The organism is Flavobacterium ginsenosidimutans, assembly GCF_003254625.1.
Classification (GTDB): domain Bacteria; phylum Bacteroidota; class Bacteroidia; order Flavobacteriales; family Flavobacteriaceae; genus Flavobacterium; species Flavobacterium ginsenosidimutans.
This window is the reverse complement of record NZ_QJRJ01000081.1, coordinates 315,956-339,422: the sequence shown is the minus strand read 5'-3', so window position 1 is coordinate 339,422 and position 23,467 is coordinate 315,956. Positions and strand designations below refer to the sequence as shown.

Below are 23,467 nucleotides of genomic sequence, written 5' to 3'. Positions count from 1 at the left end.
ACTCATAACTACAATTGACATTCTATTGTATAAATTCCTGATCCTAATTCTAAAAATGGCTTTTGAGCTTTTTCATCAAAACCTGCTCTAACTCTTCTATTATCAATTTTTATCTCTGAATTTTTAGCAACTGGTAATTTTACTGTCGCAGTTGTATTTACCGGAATCTGAACTGTCAAAATAAATTTGCCCTCTTTCTTTTCCCAAGAAGAAGCAATTTTTCCGTAAACCGATTGATAATCGGCTTTTACGAAAGTCATATCGCCAACCACTTCCGGCTGAATAAAGAAATGTTTGAAACCTGGTTTTTCAGGATCGGACATAATTCCTGCTAAACTTTGATAAAACCATTCTTCGATCTGTCCTAACATAAAGTGATTCCAAGAATTTCCTTTTCTCGGATCCCATTGCTCTGTTAAAGTGGTCAAGCCAAATTTAATCTGAAAACCATAACCTGGCGCATCGTAATGATTGTGCATTCTGTACATGGTTTCGTTTTCGCCGTTTCTCGCCAGAGTCTGGAATAAATAGCGATTTCCAACATCTCCTGTTGTCAAACGATCTCCTTTTTCTTTGATATCGACTAATAAATTCTTAATTACTGCCTCTTTATACTGTGGTTCTACGATATCCATAAATATCGGAACGGCATTGCTAAACTGGCTGTTTGTTCCGTATTGTTTGGTTTCTTCGTTGAAAAACTCCTTATTGAAAGCCGTTTTAATCTCAGAAGCCAAAGCATTATATTTCTCAAAATCTTCGGTTTTTCCTAGTAATTTTGATGCTTTTGCTACTAAATAAGCTCCATAATAGTAATGAGAAGTAGCAGAAAGCGCAATCGGACTATTTTTAGAATATCCCGCCTGATGTGTTCCGTAATCGTACCAATCGCCTAATCCATGAGAAACGATATGGTTTGTTGCTTTCGTTCCTAAATAATCCACGTAGTTTTTCATTGTAGGAAAATATTTTTCTAATAGTGAAGCATCTCCGTAATATTCATAATACATCCAAGGCAAAATTACGCCTGTAACGCCCCATTCTGGCGAATCGGTAAAATCACCTCCAAAAATTACATATTCAGGAACTATTGTCGGAATTAAACCATTGTCTCTTTGCGAATCAGAAATATTCTGCATGGTTGCGGGAAGGAAATTCTGAAGATTGTAATTAAACATTAATCCAGGCCCATTTAACTGAATTTCTTCCAACCAGCCTAACTTTTCACGTTGCGGACAATCGGTAAAAACGCTTTGAAAATTACTTTTGATCGAGTTATTGATTAGCTCGTGTGTTTTGTTGAAAATCTCATTCGAACAAGCGAAACTTCCTGCTTCTCCAGCCGAATTGTAAATGAAATTCGATTTTAAATCAACCAAAGTTGGAAGCTCTTTATTCTTATCTTCCTTATAATTAATGTTTTCAATCTGAACATATTGATAACCGTAGAAACTAAATTTTGGCGTCCATTCTTCCACTCCATCGCCTTTTAAAGTGTAATCGTAATAGTATGGCTTTCCAGATCTTCCCTGCGCTATTGTGCCCTCTTCATTTAAACCTTCGGCAACCCAAACACGAATCGTTTGTCCTCTTTTTCCTTTTACTTTGATGGTTGGAAATCCTGAAAGATTCTGTCCCATATCAAAAACATAGAAATTCGGTTTAAGCTCTTTTACGGTTTTCACTTCATATTGTTTCTGAATCGTAACTGGCGGAGCTATCTGAGGTCTCAAAACTCCTTTTGGTGCTTCCTGAATGACAACTTTTTTCCAATCTCTATCTTTAAAACCTTTACGATTCCAGTCTTTCTGCTCTAAATTGGCATTGTAATCTTCTCCACCAAAAATACTGTTATAGGTAATCGGGCTTTTGCTGTATTTCCAAGTTCTATCTGATTTTATAATTTCTTCTGAGCCATCATTATACTTAATTTTCATTTTAAAGAATAAAGTTGGTGGGCCAAAACTTACGAAGAATTTGGTATATCTTTCAGCAAGCGTATTGTACATTCCGTTTCCTAAAAGAACGCCAATTACGTTATCGCCTTTTTGAAATTCTTTTGCGCTTAATTCGTAAACATTGTAATTAACCGTTTTGTCGTAGTCTGTCCACAGAGGTGCAAATTGGCTGTTACCCACTTTTTTTCCGTTGATAGTCAATTCGTAATGTCCTAAACCTGAAATGTAAACTACAGCTTCTTTGATTTCTTTTTTTACTTCGAAAGGTTTACGCAACATAATGCTTCTGCGTGCTAAAGAATCGGAAGCATTGATAAACGAATTCTTTTTTTCTCTATTGAAAGTTGCCGTGTGATAAGTTCTACCTTCAGGTAAATGACTGTCGACCTTGGTAATCGCACCAATCCAAACCGGATTTAAATCTGATTCTAATGGAGCGGTTCTGAAAGTAGCCGTTCTACTCCATTTTGAAACTTTTCCTGACTGATTCCAAACTTTTACTTTCCAGAAATATTTGGTTTCACTTTTTAATGGTTTTCCGCTATAAACAATATGCAGATTTTTATCTGTATTTACTCTTCCTGTATTCCATATATCTCCATCGTCATTGTTTAGTTTCTCTTCTGATGAAGCTACTAAAATCAAATAAGCAATCTGTGAAGCATCGGATTCTTTTGAAACCAATTGCCAGCTCAATTTCGGCTGATTCTCCACAACTGCTAATGGGTTTTCTGCCATTTCTGTTGTTAGGCGTACAGGCAGAATTTGTCCTTTAGAAACTACAGTTGCTAGAAGACAAACGGCTAATAATATGTTTTTAAAAAACTTCACTTTGTATATTTTTTTTTCGCCACGAATTCACGAATTTTCTCCAATTATTCTTTGCGTTTTATTTCTCTAATCTTTTTTGCCACAGATTAAAGGATTAATTGGATTATAATCTGTGTTAATCATTTTAATCTGTGGCAAAAATTACGCAACGTTTATAAAATAATTCGTGAATTGCTTCGCCCGTTCGCTATCGCTCGGGTCGTGGCTATTTTTCTTTACAACTTTTTAGTTATCAACGATTCGATATTGAATACTGCTTCTGGAATTAATTTTCCAGTTTGAGGCAGATCGTCGTAATCGTCTGTATCTGGCTCGGTGTCAGGATTTGGGGTATGTCTTTGCTCTCCTGTGCGGAACATAATTCGCTCAAAACCGTCTGTTGGCGCATAAAATATTTTTGTTGATTCTTTTCCATCGTTTACTTTTATAGTGTATTGACGGTTTTTAGCATCTAATTTAACTGTGATTGTATATGCTTTGTTTGCTTCGTATTTTGTAACCGAACTCAAACGAGCACCATTTTTTACCTTTAATTCTCCATCGGAATCAAAAATCAATCTTACAGATGGCAAACCTTGTTTATTTTGAAATTCAATCTGCAATAAACCATGATTATTTTGCTCTGGTTTTACTGTGAAAACAGCTTCCATTTTTGATGCAAAAGGAATAACTCTTTCAGCACGAGAATAGTCAAAATAATCCTGATCTCTTAAAGTCAGCCATTTTTTACCATCAGCTTTCTTTTCAATTTTTGTTGATGCCCACGAAAGATCGTACGTATTCCATAATTTTAATTCTTGTCCGTCTGGAAGATTATTGAAAACGTCATTGGCTTGTTCTTTTACTTCTGAAGTTACAGGAACAGGAACCGATGCCACCCAAATATCTTCTTTATTTACACTATAACCCACCCAAATTTTTCCGTCTGGCGGAGTTCCATTCTTTTCTGTGATTCCACGAACGTATTGCGGACCTGCGGATTTGTAGTTTCCGCCATAACGCATCGGACTTACTTCTCCGTGAACCAATAATAAATCTTTATAATTCAGTCCATCATCGCTTGTTGAAATTGCCAAAGGCCAGCGATATTCTGACGGATTATAAAGCGTCGCATAACGATTGTCTGACGTTTTTTGTCCCCAGATTTTAGCATTGCTGTTTACAAATCCAGGAGCACGCAATGGCATATAATCCCAAGATTTTCCGCCGTCTCTACTGATCGAAGTTAAAGCATGTTTCCATAAACCAACGACATTTCCGTTTGGCAAATGGTAATAGCTGAAAGCTTTATATGGTTTCTGTAACGGAATCAATTCATCGTCACGATCGGCTTCTTCTACCCATTGCTGTAAAACTAAAGGATCTGATAAGATTTCTTCGCAGACTTTTTTCAAACCTTTGTCTTTTGATGTGGTATAAAATGGAAATTTCGATTTCGATTTGTCCCATGTTTTATTGTATCTAATGAAATAAATTTCGCCAAAACTTCCGTCTTTCTTGATTTCACGGATTACACGCCCAATTCCTTTTCCGTCATTTGGATCGTCTTTTTCATCCATTGCGATTCCGTAATATGCTAAGGCAAAAAGTCGTTTGTCTTTTGAAGTATAAAATCCCATTCTTTGGTGCATAATCGCATCTAAGTTTTTTGCAACGCCTTCAACGCCTTCTTTTTTCCATCCGTCTGGAATTCTATAAATTGGAAAAATCACTTCTGGTTTTGTCCACGTTACACCGTCTTTTGAAGTCATTAATAAAGTCTGGCTTGGCGGAATATGTTCGCCCGAAGGATCGCTTAAGTAATGCAAATAAAATGTATTATTCCAATACGCCATCATCGGCTGGTGATTGTATGTCCATCCAAAACCATCCGCTTTTTCAGGATGTTCACGGCTCGCACGCATGATTTGTGTAGCGTGAACTCCAACGGCTGGACTTAACATTCCGTGATGGTAATCGACATTTGAAAGTGTTTTACCAACATAACGCACTGTGTCGTTCTGCGCATTTACAGCAGTACAAACCAGAAGAATTGAGGCTGTGATGATGTTGGTTTTTATGTTTTGGAAAGTAATCATTATTCTTTATCTTTTTATAACTTCTAAGAGACCTAACAGGTTTTAAAAACCTGTTAGGTCTGCTGGAGATAATTTATTTCTTTTCAATTAATCCTTTTAAAACGTCCGCAGAGATTGTTGTAATCGTTCCGTGTTTGTGTCCTTCTGGAAGGCTTATTTTGGAGGATACATCTTCAAAATGAACAAAATCTGTTGTGCTTAACGCTTTATAATTTTTTGAACCGTAATTATCATAATACAACAACCAGTTTTTACCGACTTTCACTACTGTTGGACCTTCTGATAAATATTCTGTTAACGGTTCAGAACTCTTTTCAAACGGACCTAATGGCGATTTCCCAAAAGCAACTTTTATATTTCGCATTGGTCTTGTATTGTCTTTCAAAACCAAAACATAATCTTTCTTTCCTTTTTTGACAATCACACAATCGATTACGCTGAAACCTGGATCGTAATATAATTTTGTATCTGAAAAAGTTTTAAAATCTTTAGTCGTCACGTAATACATTCTGTGGTTGTTTTTCTCATCTTCAACTCCTTTTTCAAATCGGAACGGAATTGTTGATGCCCAGATAATAATGTATTCTTTTTTTACATCATCATAAAAAATTTCCGGAGCCCAAACGTTTACCACTTCTGGTTCGTTTTTCATTACTGGGATATATTGTTGCTCTGACCAATGAATCAAATCTTTTGAACTTGCATAACCAAAACCATTTCCACCTTTCCAGTCGGTTGTCCAAACCATGTGATATATTCCGTCGGCTCCTATTGTGATTGACGGATCGCGCATGATTTTACTGGCTCCGATTTCTGGTTTTAAAAAAGATCCTTCTAAACCTTTCCAGTTGTAACCGTCTTCGCTGTATGCCAAATATAAACCTTCTGTTGCAGGTTCTCTAAACGATGTAAAAAGATATAAATCTTTCTTTTTCTGCGAATAGCTAATCGCAAAAAGTGAAAGGGTTACTATGATGAATATTTTTTTCATGCTTTGTTTTTCTTTCCTGCAAGGTTTTTAAAACCTTGTAGGTATATTTTATGTTTAATCCAGAATCCTATTGATTCCAAAAAAGCCTAATCTTTCTCTCTAGCCCCGATCGAAGTGGAAATCCTTGTAAACTGGGGTTCAGTTTACAAGATTGTAACGAAGAGCGGGACTATGTTTCCAAAAATGCCTGATGCTTCTGCTTCTAATTATTAATACCTAACAGGTTTTAAAAACCTGTTAGGATACGGCTAAATAATTATTCTGTAATTGCTTTTTTATCTAAAGAAGCTCCTTTTTTGATTTTCGTTGTCACGTTATTTAAAACATTGTTTTTCAAGAAAATATTTTTAGTTTCTTTTCCATCCGCTTCGATAAAAATATCGGTTGGATTGAATGGAAAATTATTGTTGATCAACGAATTTGAAACATTGTCTAATTTGATAACTGGCACTCCTTTTATGGCTGTTGAAGATCCAACATTGTCTAAAATAATATTTTTTGAATCTGATATTTTGAAAGATGAACCAACAGTTGCATTCACTTTTACATCATGAAATTCAACATCGGTCGCCGTACTTACTGTAAAACCTTCTTTTCCGTCCATATTGATGTTCGAAAAAGTGATGTTTTGAATTGGCATTTCGGTAATTCCAAGAATCTGTCCAGCTTTGTTTACGTTTGAAGCCGTGATGTTGCTCATGTGAATGTTTCTGAAAATCGGTGTTTTCTCGGTAACTGGTTCAATCTGTGTTCCTTTATCATAGAAAAGGCTCAAAACGATAGCTTCTTCTTTGATGTTTTTCATTACGATATTATCAACACGAATATCTTCAACCACTCCTCCTCTTCCACGTGCCGATTTGATACGGATTCCGCGATCTGTTCCGTCAAAAACACAGTTGGATATTGTGATTTTTTTGATTCCTCCTGACATTTCACTTCCAATAACCACTCCACCGTGACCACTTAACATAGTGCAATTTGTGATGGTTACATTTTCTGTCGCTTTTCCATATTTACGTCCGTCACCGTCTCTTCCAGATTTAATTGTAATACAATCGTCTCCAACACTAATATGACAATTTGAAATGTGAACATTAGTGCAAGAAGAAGGATTGATTCCGTCTGTATTTGGCGAATGCGGATTGAAAATTGAAATTCCGGTAACGGTTACATTATCACAGAATTCCGGGTTGATGGTCCAGAAAGGTGAATTTTGGAACGTAACACCTTCAATTAAAATATTTTTACAATTGTAAGCCTGAAAGAAAGAAGGTCTGAAGAATTTCTTGTCCACCGTTCTTTTGTAATAAGGTTCTGTGTAAAGGCCTTTATTTTGCTCTTCCCACATGGTTTGGTATTTGGTTGGTGGAAGTGGTTCCTTAGCCGTTTCGATTCGGTACACTTCATTCCACCATGCTTTTCCTTGTCCGTCGATTACGCCTCTTCCTGTAATCGTGATATTTTCTACATCTTTGGCGTAAAATAAGGGTTGGAAACTTTTCATTACAATTCCTTCGTAACGCATTTCTACGTAAGGTAGAAAATCATCGAAATTCTCTGAAAACTTTAAAAGCGCTCCAGAATCTAAATGAATCGTGATGTTGCTTCTTAGTGTTAAAGCTCCCGTTAAATATTCTCCCGCAGGGAAAAAGATAGTTCCTCCGCCATTTTTAGATGCTTTTTCGATGGCATTCTGAATGGCTTGGGTGCATTTTATTCCTTTGTTGTTTCCTCCTTCTTTTAAGATGTTTAACCAGCCGTCGTTAGCGAAAGCGATGTTTAGTCCTGTTATGAAGAAAAGTATTATTAGTATATTTTTCATAGTTGTGTTTTTGGTTTCACGCAGATCTTGCAGATTTTGGCAGATCAACGCAGATTTATATTTTAAAAATCTGCAGAATCTGCTTAAATCATTTTAAATCTGCGTGAAATATTTTATTCTCATTTTGTGTCACCCTGAGCGAAGTCGAAGGGCGCATGCAATATCAATTACTGTGTCCAATCGTTGCGGTCCTTCGACTTCGCTCAGGAAGACAATTCTAGACTATTCTTATTTCGATCTCAAAATCAAAACCCAGTCATTGCCATCTTCATTTTTGCCTTCTGGTTGAAAATTTTGAGTTCCTTTATTATCAAATGTTCCTATTTTAGTTTTCTTCCCATTTCTTGGATTGTACCAAGTCGCTTCGAATTTATCTCCCGAAATTTTACCAAGTTTTACTTCTATTATTCTTCCGTTGTAAGTGTATAATAAAGCGTACTTTTCTCCTTTTATCGCTGGAATATAATCGTATTTTTCACCTTGATTCACCACTAATGAAACATCTGGAACTCCTTCTAAAAATGGTACTTCTTCCATTAATTTCTTAATATAAACCATTTGTTTTACTCCAGGTGCATTAATCGCTGATGTCCATAACTCTTTGTTTCCGTAAGCTGGTTTATCGCCTTTTCTGAACATCTGCATTACAGCGTTATGCCCGTAAGTGTAGCCTGCACCGCCTGATAAAACCGACCAATATCCGTAACGGCGTACATCGCTTGCGGTCCATTTTGGCTGTAAAGTATCGTGCAAACCGTGTGGAATTCCTTCATAAGAGGGTTCTCCGTCAAGTGTAGGTTTTGTTGGTTTTAATTCGAAATCTCTTAGAACGAATTTGTAATTGTCTTCTTTGAAATTCGTTTTTGATGAATCCTGATCGTATCTTCTGTGTCCGGATTGGAACATATTGAAATCCAGCCATTTTTCGTTGTGAAAATTTTCTGAAGAATCAGTTCTTCCAAACGGGTGGAAAGTCACTAACTGATTTGGATTGTTAGTTTTTAAAGTATTTCCGATGGCATTCCAAATATCTTGAAATTCGTTTCCGTGTGTATCTCCTCCGTTTAACCAAATTACATTGGTTCTGTTTTTATATCGGTTAGCTAAGAACTTCGCATATTCAATTGCCTGTTCTTTGCTTACTTTATTTCCTTTTGAAACGTTGGTTCCCCAAACTGGAACCATCGCTAAATAAATTCCATTTTTCTGAGCCACATCTAAACTGTAATCTACATGATCCCAGTAATCGTATTCTTGTGGCTTTTTGAAATCATTTCCTGCCGTAATCAATGGTTTTGAAACGTCCTCGTTGATTAAAGCAGCATCGCCATAAACATTAACGGCATTTATATTGTGCAAAACCATTACCTGAACGACATTGAATCCTTTTTCTTTTCTGTCTTTAAAATATTTCTCTACGCCTGCTCTATCTAGTTTCCCGAATGCCAGCCAGCCTGTGTCGCCCAGCCAGAAAAATGGTTTTTCGTTTTCGGTAACAAAATAATGCTGATTTTTAGATACTTTGATTTCAGGCAGAGATGCTTTTGCTTTAGCAGATTGCGAAAATCCGCTTTGTGCTGTCAACATAAAGCTTATGCTAAGAGCGTATAAAGATTTAATTTTCAGATTCATTTTGGGTTGTTTTTGAATTTATGTTTCTTGGTTTGATAGCCACGAATTCACGAATTATTCTTTTATAATCTTTGTGTTTTTTTATTTCACGCAGATTTTACTGATCTTGGCAGATTTACGCAGATCTAAATTTTATAAAATCTGCTGAATCTGCTTAAATCTTTTTTTAATCTGCGTGAAATTTTTCTCTTGCAGATTTGGGTAATTAATCAGATTTAATTCTTCTCAAAATTAATTCGTGAATTCGTGGCTAATAACTTTTATTTCTTCACTACAAAAAGCACTTTTTCTTTTATTTCGGCTTGTGGCATTGTAACTTGTTTTCCTCCGCTAATATTTGCTTTTTTCGTTATATTTCCTGTTGTTGCATTAATTGCAAATACTTCAAATGTTCCTTTTTCGTTTGATAAATCGATTGTGATATCTTGGTCGGTTTTCAAATAAAAAAGATAGCTTTTTCCTTTGTTTTCTAACTTCCAAAGATTGTCTGAAAACGTATTTCCATCAACTAATTTCATTTCGCTTAAAGCGGAATAAAACTGAGGCAATTCGATTTTTGGAATGTTTGGCATTGAAGCTCCCGCCATTAAAGCTGGCCATCCAAATCTTGAAGAACCATCTGTTGAATATAAAATGACTTTTTCGGGATATTTTTCTCTGTATTCACGAACGGCTCGATATACTTGATTGTCGGTTTCTTTTCCGGTTTTTAGTTTCCTGGCGTGCTGTCTTGGCGCTAAATTAACGCCTCCTTGTGGAGCATAAGCTGAGCCGTCTTCTTTGTAATACCAATAACGAATGTCGATTACATCAACGGTTTTATTTCTTTTAGCATCATTTAAGATAGCATCTTGAACATCTTTCGTAGCACTTAAACCAATTAAGCCTTTTTTTCCTGTTTCGTCTTTCCATTTTTGAGCTTGGTCTAACCAAAATTCCATAAAATGAAGCGGGCCAGTATATTCTGCACTTGTTAACTGAATTACGTTACTGTTTTCCTGAAAGTTCTCAAATGATTTTCTAATGAAACCTTCGTGCAATTTTCTTCTTTGAGCATTCGTAATATCATAAAACTGCTCCGCCATAAAAATACGTTTGTCTCCTGCATAAGGCGGTGGCTCAGGAAAACCTGTGCTGTTAATATTGTTTGCTGAACGCCAAGGTGAACTTGCCCAGTGTGCTCCGGCTTCTAAAATGTTGTGCTGAAAATATTGCTGATTGATTAACAATTGTCCGTTTGGTTCTGCCAGCGTTGCAAACTGCGCTAAACGGCTCCAGTACCAATCGTTGAATTTTGTTAAATCGTATTTGCTTAAATGATCCCAGGCAAAATCTTTTCCGCTTCTTGCAAAAGGCTGTTCGTAAAACGGTGGCCAAACATCGTCATCAACTCTGCGAACACGTTCGTGATCGTCCATCCTTCTGTCGTACCATAAACCGTAATTGTGTTCTAAGGCAACAATATTGTTTTTAGTCAAATAATCTACCGTTTCTTGTACTTTATCCGTCAATCCGTTTCCTGTTCTTCCAGGTACAAAACGAGTGATGTGCGGTGTTGATTTATTAACGAAATCATCACTTAAATCACCTCTCCACCAAGCTACGTTGGTTTGTTTTCCTGCAATTACTTTACCTTCAAAAGTTAACCAGCCATTTTCTACTGTTACTTTAGAAGTTGATTTTTCTGTTTTATTTGATGCAACTTTTAAATCGTTTGCATTTTTTAAACCTTTACTGTCTGTATTAATCGGATTTGCTTTTGAAGCTTCTGCAATCAATTCTTGTAAACTTTTTGCCGTTGTAGCAGAGTTTTTAGTCAATTCTGCTGCAACTTCTACGCTCGGACTTGAAGAAGCTTCTGAGCCTAAATCGTAGATAAAAGGCTGAACTGGAAGTTTTCCTAATCTGGCTTCTAATTGTGTGTAGAATAAACTTCTTGGACTGATATGTTCGTTTACGTTTTTCCAATGTCCGTTTCCTCCAAATTGTCCCCAAACTCCAAAAGCCCAGTTTTGTGCTGTTGGCGGGCTATAACATTCTACTTTTGATGCCGATGATTCCCAGATTACAGAATTAGCTGCTGTCCATCCAGCGCCTCTTCCGCCTTGTTCTCTGTTGTTGTAGCTCAATGCTTTTCCGTCGATATTGGCAATGTCAAATAAAACTCCAGTTGCCCAGCTTCCGATTGCTCCGCTGTTTTCGAATGGTAAATGTGATTCGCATTGTACGAACACATTTGGTCCAGTTGTTCCAAATCCGCCAACGGCAAAATCATGATATCCAAATTCTGAATAACAACGCTGAAATAAAGTCTGCTGACCTTCGGTATAAAAAGTATGTCTTCTGAATGAAGCAATTTCAGAGATTGGTTCTGTGGCAATACAATCTTCAACCGTGATTTGTTGACTTGTTTTTAAAATCGTAACCGCTCCACCTGCAAAGTGTTTGAAATTAACTTGCTTTACCCAAGCATTTCTGGTATTTTCAATGCTGATTGCCTGCCAACGATGTTCTTCGTCTTTTAAATTTGAAGGATTGTAAGTTGATTTTATTAACATGTTTTCAATTCCAGTATTTTCAATTCTTCCTTGCCAAGAATAAACAGTTACTTTAGAAGTTCCAAAAGCATCGTCTAATGACATTGTAATTGGTGCGTTTACGGTTACTTCGTTTCCGTTGATTTTGGTTACAACACGATTCCAAGTTGTCGTCCAATCCCCTTTTTTCCATCCAATCCAAGAAGTTTCTCCGCCAAAATCCTGCATGTTTACTTCTTTAATGAAATTATCCGTTAAAGGTTTGCTGATTTCGATTTCGTCTCCAACTTTTAATTTTGAAGTATTTTTTAGTTGGATTTTCTGCGTTCCAAGTGGCGTGTAAGCGTTTACGAATTCAAATGAATCTTTATAAGCTTTATCATTTTCACCCAAAATTCTAATTAAAGCTTCTCTTTCTAAACCAGTTCCTAAAAGTACGGTTCCATTTTCGGAATTTCCGCTTCCTCTTAAAACTACACCCGATTTTCTAATGTATAATGTTCCGCTGATTTTGAAAGTTCCTTTGTCTAACAAAACTGCTCCACGAAATCCTGATTTATCTGGTTTTAATGCACTTACATAATCAATTGCATTTTGGATTTTCTGCGTTGCATCTTCTTCTTGCTGCGAAACAAGAATTTTGTTATCCAAATTCGGAATGGCAACTTCTGAGTTTCTATATCCTGCAAAAGAAAAATCTGGAATTTGATTTCCTTGATTATCAGCTGTGAAAGAAAGTTTTCCTTCTTTGGTTTTAACGATATCTGGGAAATTGTTTTGGGCTGTGATGTTTCCAGATGTAAACATAGCAAAACACATTATCACTAATGTGTTTTTGAAGGAAGGGATTATATTTTGTTTAATGAAATTCACTTTAAGTATATTTTTCAATTTTCTAAAGTTAAGCATTTCCACAATTTTGTCATTTCGACGAAGGAAACTCGAGCGATAGCGAACAGGCGAAGCAAATCTCACGCGGGATTTACGTACTGTTGTGGAGTTTCTAGTGTGATTCCTCCTTCGTCGGAATGACAAACTTTGGGTACATTCTTTAAGTTGAAATTATTGCAATAATGATTTCAGCTTCGCTAAAGTATCCGTATTATTTTCCATTTTCGTCCAATCAACTTTACTGTTTGGATCGATTCCGTTAAAATATTTTTCGATATTGGTATAACCGTCTCCGTTTGCATCTTTATTAGCGTCTGAAGCGTCATTTGGATTTAAACCGTATTTCTTTTCCCAAGCATCTGGAATTCCGTCATTATCTGAGTCTTTATATGCTTTTCCTTTGTAAGTTGGATATCCGCCAACTTGGTCTGGATGCGTTATAATTCCTTTTTTATATGAGTCAGCTGGTAATCTTCTTTTGATATATTCTTTTCCGATTGAATTTTCTAAACCGTCTTTTACTTCGATTTTTCCTGTGCGGACCTGTTTGATGATTCTTTCGTCAACGGCATCTCTTTTTGGTAAAGTTGCTCCAACATTCGTCAAAACAAAATCATAAGCTTCTTCTGCCGACATGATATTGAATTTTGGCATTGAGAATGGTTTTGGCTGTTTGATTGCTGCTAAAAACTCTTTGGTTTCCGCTTCTGGAAGGTTTTCTAATTGTACGCCACCATTCCAGTTATCAGCTGTAACTTCAGGAGAACCAACAATAAAGTTTCCTGAAACATACGCTCTTCCGTATTGTTTTGGTTCAATATATCCTGATTCAGGTTTTACAATTCTATGCGAAATAGGCTCGTTTACAGGAGTTATTGGCCCTGGTTTAAAATAATTGTTGATGATATTTAACATTGAACGATAATCACCTCCATCAAGCGTACGATTCCACCAATTAAATACTACATTATTCACAAAATTAAAGTCGCCATACATTCCGATAGAAGCATTTCTAGAAATATTGTCGGCCCATAAATTGCGCATAAAAGTACTATTTAATCCGCCGATTGTACTTCCGAAAGCATGATTGTACGTATCCAAACCTTCTGATGAAATAGTGTTTTGAATCGTAATATTACAAGCTGGTAATTTTTCCAGTTTTGATTTTGCATTAGCTGCAAATTGATGTCTGTATAAAGAAATATTTTCGTCTAATCCCCAGCTTACCGAACAGTGATCTACAATGATATTTCCCATTGGATTTCCTCCTAATGCATCATCTCTTCTCGTTACTTCTGTAGCTCCACGACGGAAACGCATATGACGAATAATCACGTCATGAGTATCGATTTCTAAAGTTTCTCCGGCAATGCAAATTCCGTCACCTGGAGCAGTTTGCCCCGCAATGGTCACGTAAGGCGCACGCATGCTGATTCTTTTTTTCAATTGAATAATTCCCGAAACATTAAAAACAATAGTTCTTGCTCCAACCGCTTCACAGGCTTCACGAAAAGTTCCTTTTCCGCTGTCTTCTAAACTCGTAACCACAAATATTTTTCCGCCACGACCACCTTGTGTATATGCTCCACCGCCTTCAGCACCCGGGAAAGCAGGAATATCTGCCTGCACAAAATCTTTTGGATACGAAGCCCAAGGTAAATAAGGTTTTCCTTGTTTTGCTTCTTCTTTGATAATATGAAGATTAGCATTCCATATTTCGCTCAGCCTTTTTTCTTCGTCAGCTAAAATAGCATCCGCTTTTTCCTGAACAGGTTTTGGAATTACAGGATATTGCGCATATGCCGATGATACAAGTGAACAAAATGACAACGCCATAAATGTTCTCTTTAAAGTATGTTTTGGGAAAATATTTTGCATTGGATTGTGTGTGGTTGCAGTTAATAGTTCTAGTAGAAAGTTTGATAGAGAAAACTATTCTTTTACAGTAGAATCTTTTACTTTATTCTTTTCTCTTTGCTCAACACGTTCGTGCCAATCTTTACTTTCTTTGTTTAAATCGTAACCTTGTTTCGATAAATAGTTGTTGATTCTTCCTTTGTATTTACCAAACCATCCGTGTTTTTCTTTAGATGAACCGGCATCCATTGCATGTTCTCTAGCTTCAACTAAAGCTTTGTAGATGTAGTCTTTTTGTTCTGCTGTTAAATTTGGAAGCATATCATTGTAACCTGCAACTGTGATAGGAAGCACGCCATAAGTCATTCCGTCTTTTACTTCAGTGATTTTATCTTCTGATAGTTCTTTACCTAATTTTTTGATGTAAGATTTATGCAGTTTTGCAATTGATTCGTCAGCTTTGGTTTTCAGTTTATCAATCTTTTCGTTTTGCTTTTCTTTTGCTAAAGAAGTATCTTCTTTCACTTTTTTAATTTCAGCATCTCTTCCGTCTTGAATTTCAGTTAAATCTCTGAATTGCTGTGCGATAATATTTGAAACTGCTTTCTCTTTTGATTCGTTTTTCAAATCTAATTTAGTAACGATTTTTGCCGCTCTTTCATTGGTAACCTTTACATATTCAGGATCTAAATGCTGTTGTGCATTTAAACTTGAAAATGCAAAAACTAGCGATAATAAACCAGCGTTTAATTTATTTAGTGCCATTGTCTTTCTTTTTTTAGTTATTTTTTTTAACTCAATCATAAGGCCAACGGCCTTTAAGCAATACCATAGGATAAAATCCTATGACTCACAATTCATATAGACATAGCCCTGAAAGGGCGTAAGCCTTTATAAGCTGCACATCATTAATTGCTTTCGCCTTTTCAGGGCTTTTTTTCTTTCTTTATTGTTATACATAGGACGTTGTCCTATGTTAGTGCTTTGAGCCTTTCAGGCTATTTTCGAAAACATTCCTTTTTACTCTGATACAAGAATGTTTTCAAAAATTGTTCCTATTTTAAATCTAATAAAGGTCTAACTAAAGTTTCTTTGTTATTAGCTAAATCTTTCCAATCTACTTTTATGGCAGGATTTACACCGTTGATGTAATCTTCAATATTTGTATATCCATCTCCATTTAAATCTCCTTGCGCATCAGATGGATCGTTCGGATTTAAACCATATTTTTTCTCCCAAGCATCTGGCATTCCGTCTTTGTCTGTATCTACATAAGGTTTTCCTTTGTATTCTGGATATCCTCCAACTTGCGAAACATCTGTAATAATTCCTTTTTTATAAGAATCCATCGGTAAACGTCTGTGTTCAAATTGGTAGAAAGTCTTTTTCTCTAATCCTTTAGCATATTCTGGAACTCCAGTTTTTACCGTTCTTACGATTCTTTCGTCCACTTTATCTCTAATTGGTAAAGTAGCTCCAACATTTTTAAGAACGAACTCATATGATTCTTCAGCAGTCATGAATTTGTTGAACCAAGGCATTGGGAAAGCTTTATCTACTTTCATTTTAGAGAAGTATTCTTTTGCTTCATCATACGTCATTAATTCCCCTTTTTTATTCTCTAACTGAATTCCACCATCCCAGTTGTCTTTAGTCACTTTTTCGTTTCCATTAACAACATTTCCGTTTACATAAGCTCTACCGAAAACCATGTATGGCAATTTACTTCTTCCCGATTCTGGTTTTAAAATTCTATAACTAATTGGCTGTGTCAAATCGGTAACTGGTCCTGGTTTATAGAAGTTATTGATGATGTTGTAATTAGCAGTATAATCTCCACCATCAGTAGATCTATTGTACCAGTTAAAAACTACGTTATTCACAAAATTGAAAATTCCGTTCCAACCAATAGAAGGGTTTCTTCCAGCATTATTAGCCCACATATTTCTCATGAAAGAGCAGTTTTCTCCACCTAAAGTACTTCCGAAAGCGTGATTGTAAGTATCCAAAGCTTCTCCGAATAAACTATTTTGGATGGTAATATTTACAGTTCCCACTTTAATGTCTGGGTAACCTGGCCCTGGATTGTACATATGTCTGTAGATTGACATGTTTTCGTCTAATCCCCAAGTTGCAGAAACGTGGTCGATCATAATATTTCCAACAGGATTTCCTCCGATTGCATCATCACGACGGCCTACAAAAGTTTCTCCACGACGGAAACGTACGTGTCTGATAATTACGTCATGCGTATCAATCCAAGTTGATTCTCCAGCAATACAAACACCATCGCCAGGAGCTGTTTGTCCCGCAATTGTAATGTAAGGTGCACGAATAATCAACGGACTTTTTAATCTGATAATTCCAGCAACGTTAAATACCACTATTCTCGCTCCTCCTTGTTCACAAGCTTCACGTAAAGTTCCTGGTCCGCGGTCCTCTAGACTTGTTACCGTATAAACTTTTCCGCCACGACCTCCAAATGTGTACATTCCGCCACCTTCAGCACCTGGAAAAGCAGGGATTTCTGCCTGAGGTAAATCGGTCGGTCTTGCTGCCCACGGGATATATGGTTTTCCGTGTTTTGCTTCTTCTTCAATAACAACTAAAGCTTTTGTCCAAGCTTCATCAGAAAGTCTTTGAGCTTCTTCTTTAATTGCTTTTTCTTGAGCCTGAACTTCTGGACTTATCTTCGGATATTGTGCAAAACATTTTGCACTTCCTAAAAAAAGCAGAGATGATGCGATAAATAATGCGGAATTTTTCATGTTAATTTCTAGTTGTGGTAATTCTTTTTAAACAAATCACCTGTATCTTTTGACGAATACAGGTGAAAAGCTTTATATAATCCTTGTTTTGATATTAAATTTATTCTTGATAATTGAAGGTTCCTTGTGCTCCAAAATTATCATTCCAGCCAATAGTTTGTAATAACCATGGATTTGCTGTTAAAGGCGCAGTTGCAAGACCATTTATGTAGTAGTTTGGATTAAATTTAATATTAACCGCCGCTCCATTATAGTTATCCATTGGTGTTATTAATTCTGTACGTGTAAAATTAGTGTTATAGAAATTAGCCAAAGCTGTTAATTGTGCTTGGAAATTAGTTGCATCTGGATCGGCCATAATACCTGCACGATCAGCAGACAAAGGATCTTTTGTAGAAGATTCTGCTGTATTTTTATATTGTAAAAAGTTTCCAGTACGTTTTGTTCCATTAATTGGAGTTAAATGCAATTTACTTACTGTTCCACCAGTTACACCTGCAAGTGCTTCATTATCGTAAAGCATCCATCTTTGAACATCCCAGAAACGTTTCCCTTCGTATGCTAATTCTACTCTACGCTCGTATAATACTGCTTCGATTGCGGCATATTTATCAGAAAGTGTTCCAATTCCATAATTATTAGCTGCGGGAATACCTACACGGTTTCTAATTCTTCCTAAATAAGCTAAGGTATTGCTTGTCTGACCTAAAGCAGCATAACATTCTGCAATATTCAATAATAATTCTGCATAACGATATTCCATAATATCTGTTCCAGAATATTGGAAATTCGTTTCTTTACTTGCTGCTGAATTACTCATTTTTCTAACAAATGCAGGGCTTGAAACTGCTGTATTTGAATCTGCGAAACCAGCTTTATTAGAACCATCTACCCAACGGTAAGCCCAAAGAACTGCGTCTGGAGTTTCTTTGTAACCCCATTTAACTCCAGAAAAAGCAAATGTTCTGTAGAATCTTGGATCTCTATCTACAAAGAATGTAAAATCATTATATCCGTTTGCTGCTGTAGGTCTTTTACCGTCTTTCATTGGAAACAAATCAATCATTTCTTTAGGAGCTGGTGTTCCTCCTCCTGTTCCACCTAAACTTAATAAACGAATACCTTTTTCCCATGAATTGTTTATTCCTGTAGATAAAGTAGATGTTCCGCAAAGTTGCACTGCAATAGCTTCTGAACAAAAAACATTATCAATTAAAAACATTGATTCCCATTGTTTTGCAGAGCTTCCATATAATCCATAACCATCAGCTGTTAATTGTGCTTCTGCTTCAAGACCTGCTTTTAAAGCAGCTTCCCAACGCTCATTAGAACCATCCCAGCTTTTGTTAAATAACGGACTTGCAAAAGTTAATAAAACTCTTGATTTTTGAGCCATTGCAGCACCTTTTGTAAAACGTCCGTAATTAGCTGAATCCCAATTTCCAGGAAGCAAACTTGCAGCCATATCAAGATCTTTAACAATTTGATCTACTACTTCTGAAACTTTTGCTCTTGGAAGCTGAATAGAAGGATCATCTGCCGATGCATTTTGAACAGTTGTAACAATAGGAACTCCTCCGTACACACGCATTAAATCAAAATATTGCATTGCACGCATGTAATACATTTGCCCTTTTGCACGATCACGGAAAGTTTTGTCAAGGTTTGAACCTTTAACATCAACTTCTTCTATGAAAGCTGTACATTCTCTAATTCTGTTATATGGATAGTTATTAATACTTGTTGTTAATTTTGCTCCATAATATGTACTTGCTTCAGCAGCATTCAAAAGCGTTTTATTTGGATTAATATAATCCTGTGTTCCTCCTAATTCCTCAGTTAGTTTTGAATTGGTATCAGTATACGAACCAATAACTGTTGCTGTAGGCGATTTATATGAATTATAAAAATCATAATACTGATTATCTACGTAGGCTTGTGCACGTTCTTGAGTTTGATAGAACGTATCATCATATAAGCCATAAGCTTGCTTATCTTTAAGAAAATCATCACTACAAGAAGCAGTACCTAAGGCAAGCAAAAGTGATAATGTTATATATTTAAATGGTGTTTTCATAATTGCTTTTAATTTAGATTAGAATGATACGGTAAAATTAAGCGTCCAAGTTCTAAGCGTAGGATATCCTACTGAAGAATTATCATACATGTTTCGGTAATGATCTGGATAAGGATTATATAAATCCCAAAGGTTATTACCTGTTACACCTAATGTTATTCCAGATATTTTTGTATCTGCAAACACTTTTTTAGGAATATCATATCCAACACTTAAGTTTCTAACAAAACAACGGAAAGTATTCAATTGCCAGAAATCTGACGGGCTTGACATATAGCTCCATTGTGCTACGTTAGGATATTTTCCGTTTGGATTATCATCTGAATACATATCTCTCCAGAAACTTTCGCGAGACCACATACTGTTTGCACTTGATGTTCCTTGGCTTACTAAATCAACAAATGTAGCGCCTCCCCATGAAGTTGAAATTTGAGTTCTCAAATAGAATCCATTAGCTTTAAATCCTAAATTAGTAGTAAATCCATAAGTTCTGCTGCTGTTTGCCAATTTCACATAATCATTTTCTTTCATGATTTGACCATCAGCAGGGGCTAAAGATCCGTCAGGATTAAGCTGTCCAGCAACGTCTTGATAAGCTAAAGATCCTTTTCTAATTCCAGAAGGTGTAGTAATATCAAAGTATTTTGGAGTTCCTCCAACAGCTGTTGCACGCTCGCTTAAGTAAGCCCAATAGTTAGCAATATCTTCGTCTGTACGTAAAATACCGTCTCCTGTAGATGTTCCTTTCCAAACTGCAAATCCCCAAACTGGATTAAATCCTACTGACTGTCCTTCTCTTGTAGCATTGTTAGATGGAAGTACATTTCCTTGGTCTGGGTATTTTTTCACTTCATTATTAGCATAACTAAAGTTAATACCTATATCATAACTTACATTGCTTTTGATTTTATCACTCCAGTTAAGGCTAAACTCAGATCCCCACGCATCAATAGCTGCATAGTTTTGTTCTGCATAAGCTCCACCAGCAGAAATTGGCACACCAACCGCACTACTCATGTCTGTTAACATATTAGTAGTTTTATCATAATAGAAATCAGCAGTAAAATTTAATCTGTTTTTCAAAACAGTTAAGTCAATACCAATGTTGTTTTTTACTGTAGTATCCCAAGTAACATCTCTATTAGGAGTTACCCTTGGAGTTACACCGTTTCCATTATTTCCTCCTCCAGAGTTAGTTCCTGCAGGTCCAAATTGGAAACCTTTATCCACAATAACATCATAATATTGAACCCATCTCCAAGGCTGAATATTATCTTTACCAGTTTTACCAATAGAATAACGAAGTTTTAAGAAATCAACCCACGGTAAAGCTTTTTCAAACCAATCTTCTTTAGACATTACCCAACCCAATTGAACAGATGGAAAATATCCCCAATAATTTTCTGGAGCAAACTTTGTAGAAGCATCGCTACGGAAAAGGAATTGGAATAAATATTTTTGTTTGTAGTTATAATTTAAACGTCCAAAATAAGAAAGTGTACCTCCTTCTACTTTTGTTGCAGTACTGTTAGAAGCACTTAATGTTCCTGCTGTACGATAATCTCCTAAATAATCTTTCCCTGTTTGCTCATAAGCTAAACGAGTAGATGTATTGTAAATTTCAGAAGCCTCTCCTCCTACCATGGCTCCAATTTGGTGATCTCCAAATGTTCTATCATAGTTAATGAAAAAATCTCCTTGAGTACTTTTACTATCGCTATTGTTATAGTAAACTCTTGAATTTCTAACGTTAGTTTCGATCACATAATCTCCATTTGGATTAGTTGTCGCGTTGTAAACAGATGGATCAGCTGCACTAGCAAGGTGATTTCCTTCTGTTTCGTAGTTTCTAATTCTAGCCAAATCGTATGGCAACTGAATTTGTTCTGTATAAGAAGAACTTTGCGTTCTTGAGTAAGTTCCTTTGAAAGATAATCCCTTAACAGCTGCTAATTTATAGTTTAACGAAGCATTCACGTTATATGAATAATCGTCTGTAATTTGGTGAGAACCATTATTTAAGTTGGCAAAATAGTTCCATCCGGCAATTGTAGTGTTGGCATTTGCACTTCCTAGGTTTTTGTTTGAGTTAGGAAATGGAGACATATAATATGTCTTACCATCTACAACCGTTTCCCACGGCACATGTTTAGGCATGTGTAACAAGAATCCGTAATCTGCTTGCTCTCCACCTGCTGCAGAACCGTAGCTTCCGTCACTAATATTTGCAGAAGCTTTAGTAAAAGATTTATCAATTGTTCCTGAATTACCAGAAACAGAAGCAGAGAAATCTAAGTTCTTAGCGATTTTTGCATTAATTCCTGTACGGAAATTCCATTTATCATATTTCTGATATCCTAAATTGGCATCTTGAGTAAGATAAGTTGCACCAGCAAAATAAGTAATATCTTCGCTACCTCCACTTACATTGAAAGAGTGTTTTTGCTGAATAGCAGGTTTCCAAGCTTCATCTAACCAGTTATAATCTAAACTTTTCATTTCTTCTAATTCAGAAGCAGAATACAATTTAACTGGATCTATATTTGGAGTTTGAGAAGTTAAAAATCTATTGCTGAAAACTCCAAATTCATAAGCATTTAAAGTTTTACTGTGGCTAATAGCATCGTTTACAGCAAACTGGCTATTATAAGTAAATTTTGCTTTACCAGATTTACCACGTTTTGTTTTTACTACGATTGCACCTTGCGAAGCACGAGAACCGTAAATTGCTGCAGAAGCATCTTTTAAAACCGTAATACTTTCAATCTCAGACGGATCTAATCTATTGAATTGTTCCAATGTAGGTTTACCATTAGTTGGATCTACCTGAATCATATCATCAATGATTACTAAAGGAATAGTTGAGTTTCCATCTTTTGAAAAACCGAATGATTGACGAATTTGAATACTTCCAGCATCTCCAGGACGTCCTGATCCACTTGTAACAGCAAGACCTGGAACTAAACCTTTTAGAGCGTCAGATAAGTTGGTCACTGGCAAGTCCATTAAATCATCTGGTTTTACCGTTGCGATTGCTCCTGTAAGTTCCTTTTTCTTTTGAGTTCCGTAACCTACTACAACAATGTTTTCTAATTGGTTAAAATCGTCTTGCATTTGTGCATTAACGATCGAACGATTATTAAGAGGCAATTCTATTTTTTTCATTCCGATGAAAGAAAAAACCAAAGTACCTCCACTTTTAACTTTGATTTGATACTTTCCATTGTAATCTGTCGTCACTGAATTTTTGGTAGATTTTTCAGTTACGTTAACTCCAGGCAACAATCCTCCTAAATTGTCTGTAACAGTTCCCGTTACTGTAACTTGATTTTGAGCATAACTCAGTACACTCATCAGTGCAAACAAAAGAAAACTACATCTTTTTATAAGTGCTTGTTTCATAAATGTTTTTTTTGGTTAGGTTATTAATGTTAGTTAGTCATGTTTAAACGTGTCTTAATGGTAACATAATTTTCCTTAAAGGAATCTTAAAACATTTTCTTTAAATGTTTAAAACACATTTATTTTAGTATTCCAAAAATATAACGATGATATATTAGAACCGTCCTGCTCTATCCTGTTTAATCGTATAATTTGGAAAAAAAAGACTCAAAAAAAACAATATTAATAAAAAACAAAAGGAAAAAATAAACGAAACAAAATATTTAAGACAAATGTTTGCTTAAAACAAAATTTATAAACCCATTTTCACTAAAAAACGATAAGATTTACATCAAAAATAAACATCTGTTATTTATTCTGCAAAACTTATTACTATACCTACTGATATCTAAGCGCTTATAAAAAGTCATTTTTTACGAAAACGATAGAGATAATTAACTAAAACGAGTTCATTTCGTAATAAAAAACCTGTAAAAATATACGCAGGATATATACAGGATACCTTTAAAAAAACATTAAATAATTTTTAATAAAAAAATTAATTTTTAAAAGTAATTTCTGACCAACAAAATGTAAACGCTATTTTTCGACGTTTTTCTTACTTAAGAAAACCCAATAAA

General features: G+C 35.7%; 11 protein-coding genes. All 11 read right to left on the bottom strand.

Annotated elements, in window-relative coordinates; all coding sequences use genetic code 11:
* Positions 1–8: 8 nt before the first annotated feature.
* On the bottom strand, positions 9–2,789 hold the full coding sequence (locus DM444_RS19555; protein WP_111289763.1) for a glycoside hydrolase family 78 protein: 2,781 nt from the start codon (positions 2,787–2,789) through the stop codon (positions 9–11).
* Between the two features lie 215 nt (positions 2,790–3,004).
* The gene (locus DM444_RS19550; RefSeq protein WP_111289761.1) at positions 3,005–4,867 is read right to left on the bottom strand and encodes a sialidase/neuraminidase family protein; all 1,863 of its coding nucleotides are present in this window, start codon (positions 4,865–4,867) and stop codon (positions 3,005–3,007) included.
* A gap of 73 nt (positions 4,868–4,940) precedes the next feature.
* Positions 4,941–5,858 carry a glycoside hydrolase family 43 protein gene (locus DM444_RS19545; protein ID WP_111289759.1) on the bottom strand — a complete coding sequence of 306 codons (918 nt, stop codon included), beginning with the start codon at positions 5,856–5,858 and terminating at the stop codon, positions 4,941–4,943.
* A 256-nt stretch (positions 5,859–6,114) separates the two neighbouring features.
* Positions 6,115–7,683 (bottom strand): glycoside hydrolase family 28 protein, encoded by a 1,569-nt coding sequence (locus DM444_RS19540; RefSeq protein ID WP_111289757.1) that lies wholly within the window; start codon positions 7,681–7,683, stop codon positions 6,115–6,117.
* A gap of 228 nt (positions 7,684–7,911) precedes the next feature.
* Entirely contained in the window at positions 7,912–9,315 is a 1,404-nt protein-coding gene (locus DM444_RS19535) for a glycoside hydrolase family 140 protein (protein ID WP_111289755.1), read from the bottom strand.
* A 260-nt stretch (positions 9,316–9,575) separates the two neighbouring features.
* Positions 9,576–12,743: a DUF6298 domain-containing protein gene (locus tag DM444_RS19530; RefSeq protein ID WP_239455728.1), complete on the bottom strand. Its 3,168-nt coding sequence runs from the start codon at positions 12,741–12,743 to the stop codon at positions 9,576–9,578.
* A 171-nt stretch (positions 12,744–12,914) separates the two neighbouring features.
* On the bottom strand, positions 12,915–14,621 hold the full coding sequence (locus tag DM444_RS19525; RefSeq protein WP_111289751.1) for a polysaccharide lyase: 1,707 nt from the start codon (positions 14,619–14,621) through the stop codon (positions 12,915–12,917).
* Between the two features lie 54 nt (positions 14,622–14,675).
* Positions 14,676–15,365, bottom strand: a complete 690-nt coding sequence (locus DM444_RS19520; RefSeq protein WP_111290145.1) for a DUF3826 domain-containing protein — start codon at positions 15,363–15,365, stop codon at positions 14,676–14,678.
* A 290-nt stretch (positions 15,366–15,655) separates the two neighbouring features.
* On the bottom strand, positions 15,656–17,368 hold the full coding sequence (locus DM444_RS19515; RefSeq protein ID WP_111289749.1) for a polysaccharide lyase: 1,713 nt from the start codon (positions 17,366–17,368) through the stop codon (positions 15,656–15,658).
* A gap of 100 nt (positions 17,369–17,468) precedes the next feature.
* Positions 17,469–19,445 (bottom strand): RagB/SusD family nutrient uptake outer membrane protein, encoded by a 1,977-nt coding sequence (locus DM444_RS19510; protein ID WP_111289747.1) that lies wholly within the window; start codon positions 19,443–19,445, stop codon positions 17,469–17,471.
* Positions 19,446–19,463: 18 nt separating this feature from the next.
* Complete coding sequence (locus tag DM444_RS19505; protein WP_111289745.1) at positions 19,464–22,847, bottom strand: SusC/RagA family TonB-linked outer membrane protein; 3,384 nt, start codon at positions 22,845–22,847, stop codon at positions 19,464–19,466.
* Between the last annotated feature and the right edge of the window lie 620 nt (positions 22,848–23,467).

Bases quoted from the DNA above. Each gene is read 5' to 3' on its own strand.
- DM444_RS19545 (WP_111289759.1), bottom strand. From the start codon at position 5,858: ATGAAAAAAATATTCATCATAGTAACCCTTTCACTTTTTGCGATTAGC.
- DM444_RS19505 (WP_111289745.1), bottom strand. From the start codon at position 22,847: ATGAAACAAGCACTTATAAAAAGATGTAGTTTTCTTTTGTTTGCACTG.
- DM444_RS19520 (WP_111290145.1), bottom strand. From the start codon at position 15,365: ATGGCACTAAATAAATTAAACGCTGGTTTATTATCGCTAGTTTTTGCA.
- DM444_RS19525 (WP_111289751.1), bottom strand. From the start codon at position 14,621: ATGCAAAATATTTTCCCAAAACATACTTTAAAGAGAACATTTATGGCG.
- DM444_RS19510 (WP_111289747.1), bottom strand. From the start codon at position 19,445: ATGAAAACACCATTTAAATATATAACATTATCACTTTTGCTTGCCTTA.
- DM444_RS19535 (WP_111289755.1), bottom strand. From the start codon at position 9,315: ATGAATCTGAAAATTAAATCTTTATACGCTCTTAGCATAAGCTTTATG.
- DM444_RS19515 (WP_111289749.1), bottom strand. From the start codon at position 17,368: ATGAAAAATTCCGCATTATTTATCGCATCATCTCTGCTTTTTTTAGGA.
- DM444_RS19540 (WP_111289757.1), bottom strand. From the start codon at position 7,683: ATGAAAAATATACTAATAATACTTTTCTTCATAACAGGACTAAACATC.
- DM444_RS19550 (WP_111289761.1), bottom strand. From the start codon at position 4,867: ATGATTACTTTCCAAAACATAAAAACCAACATCATCACAGCCTCAATT.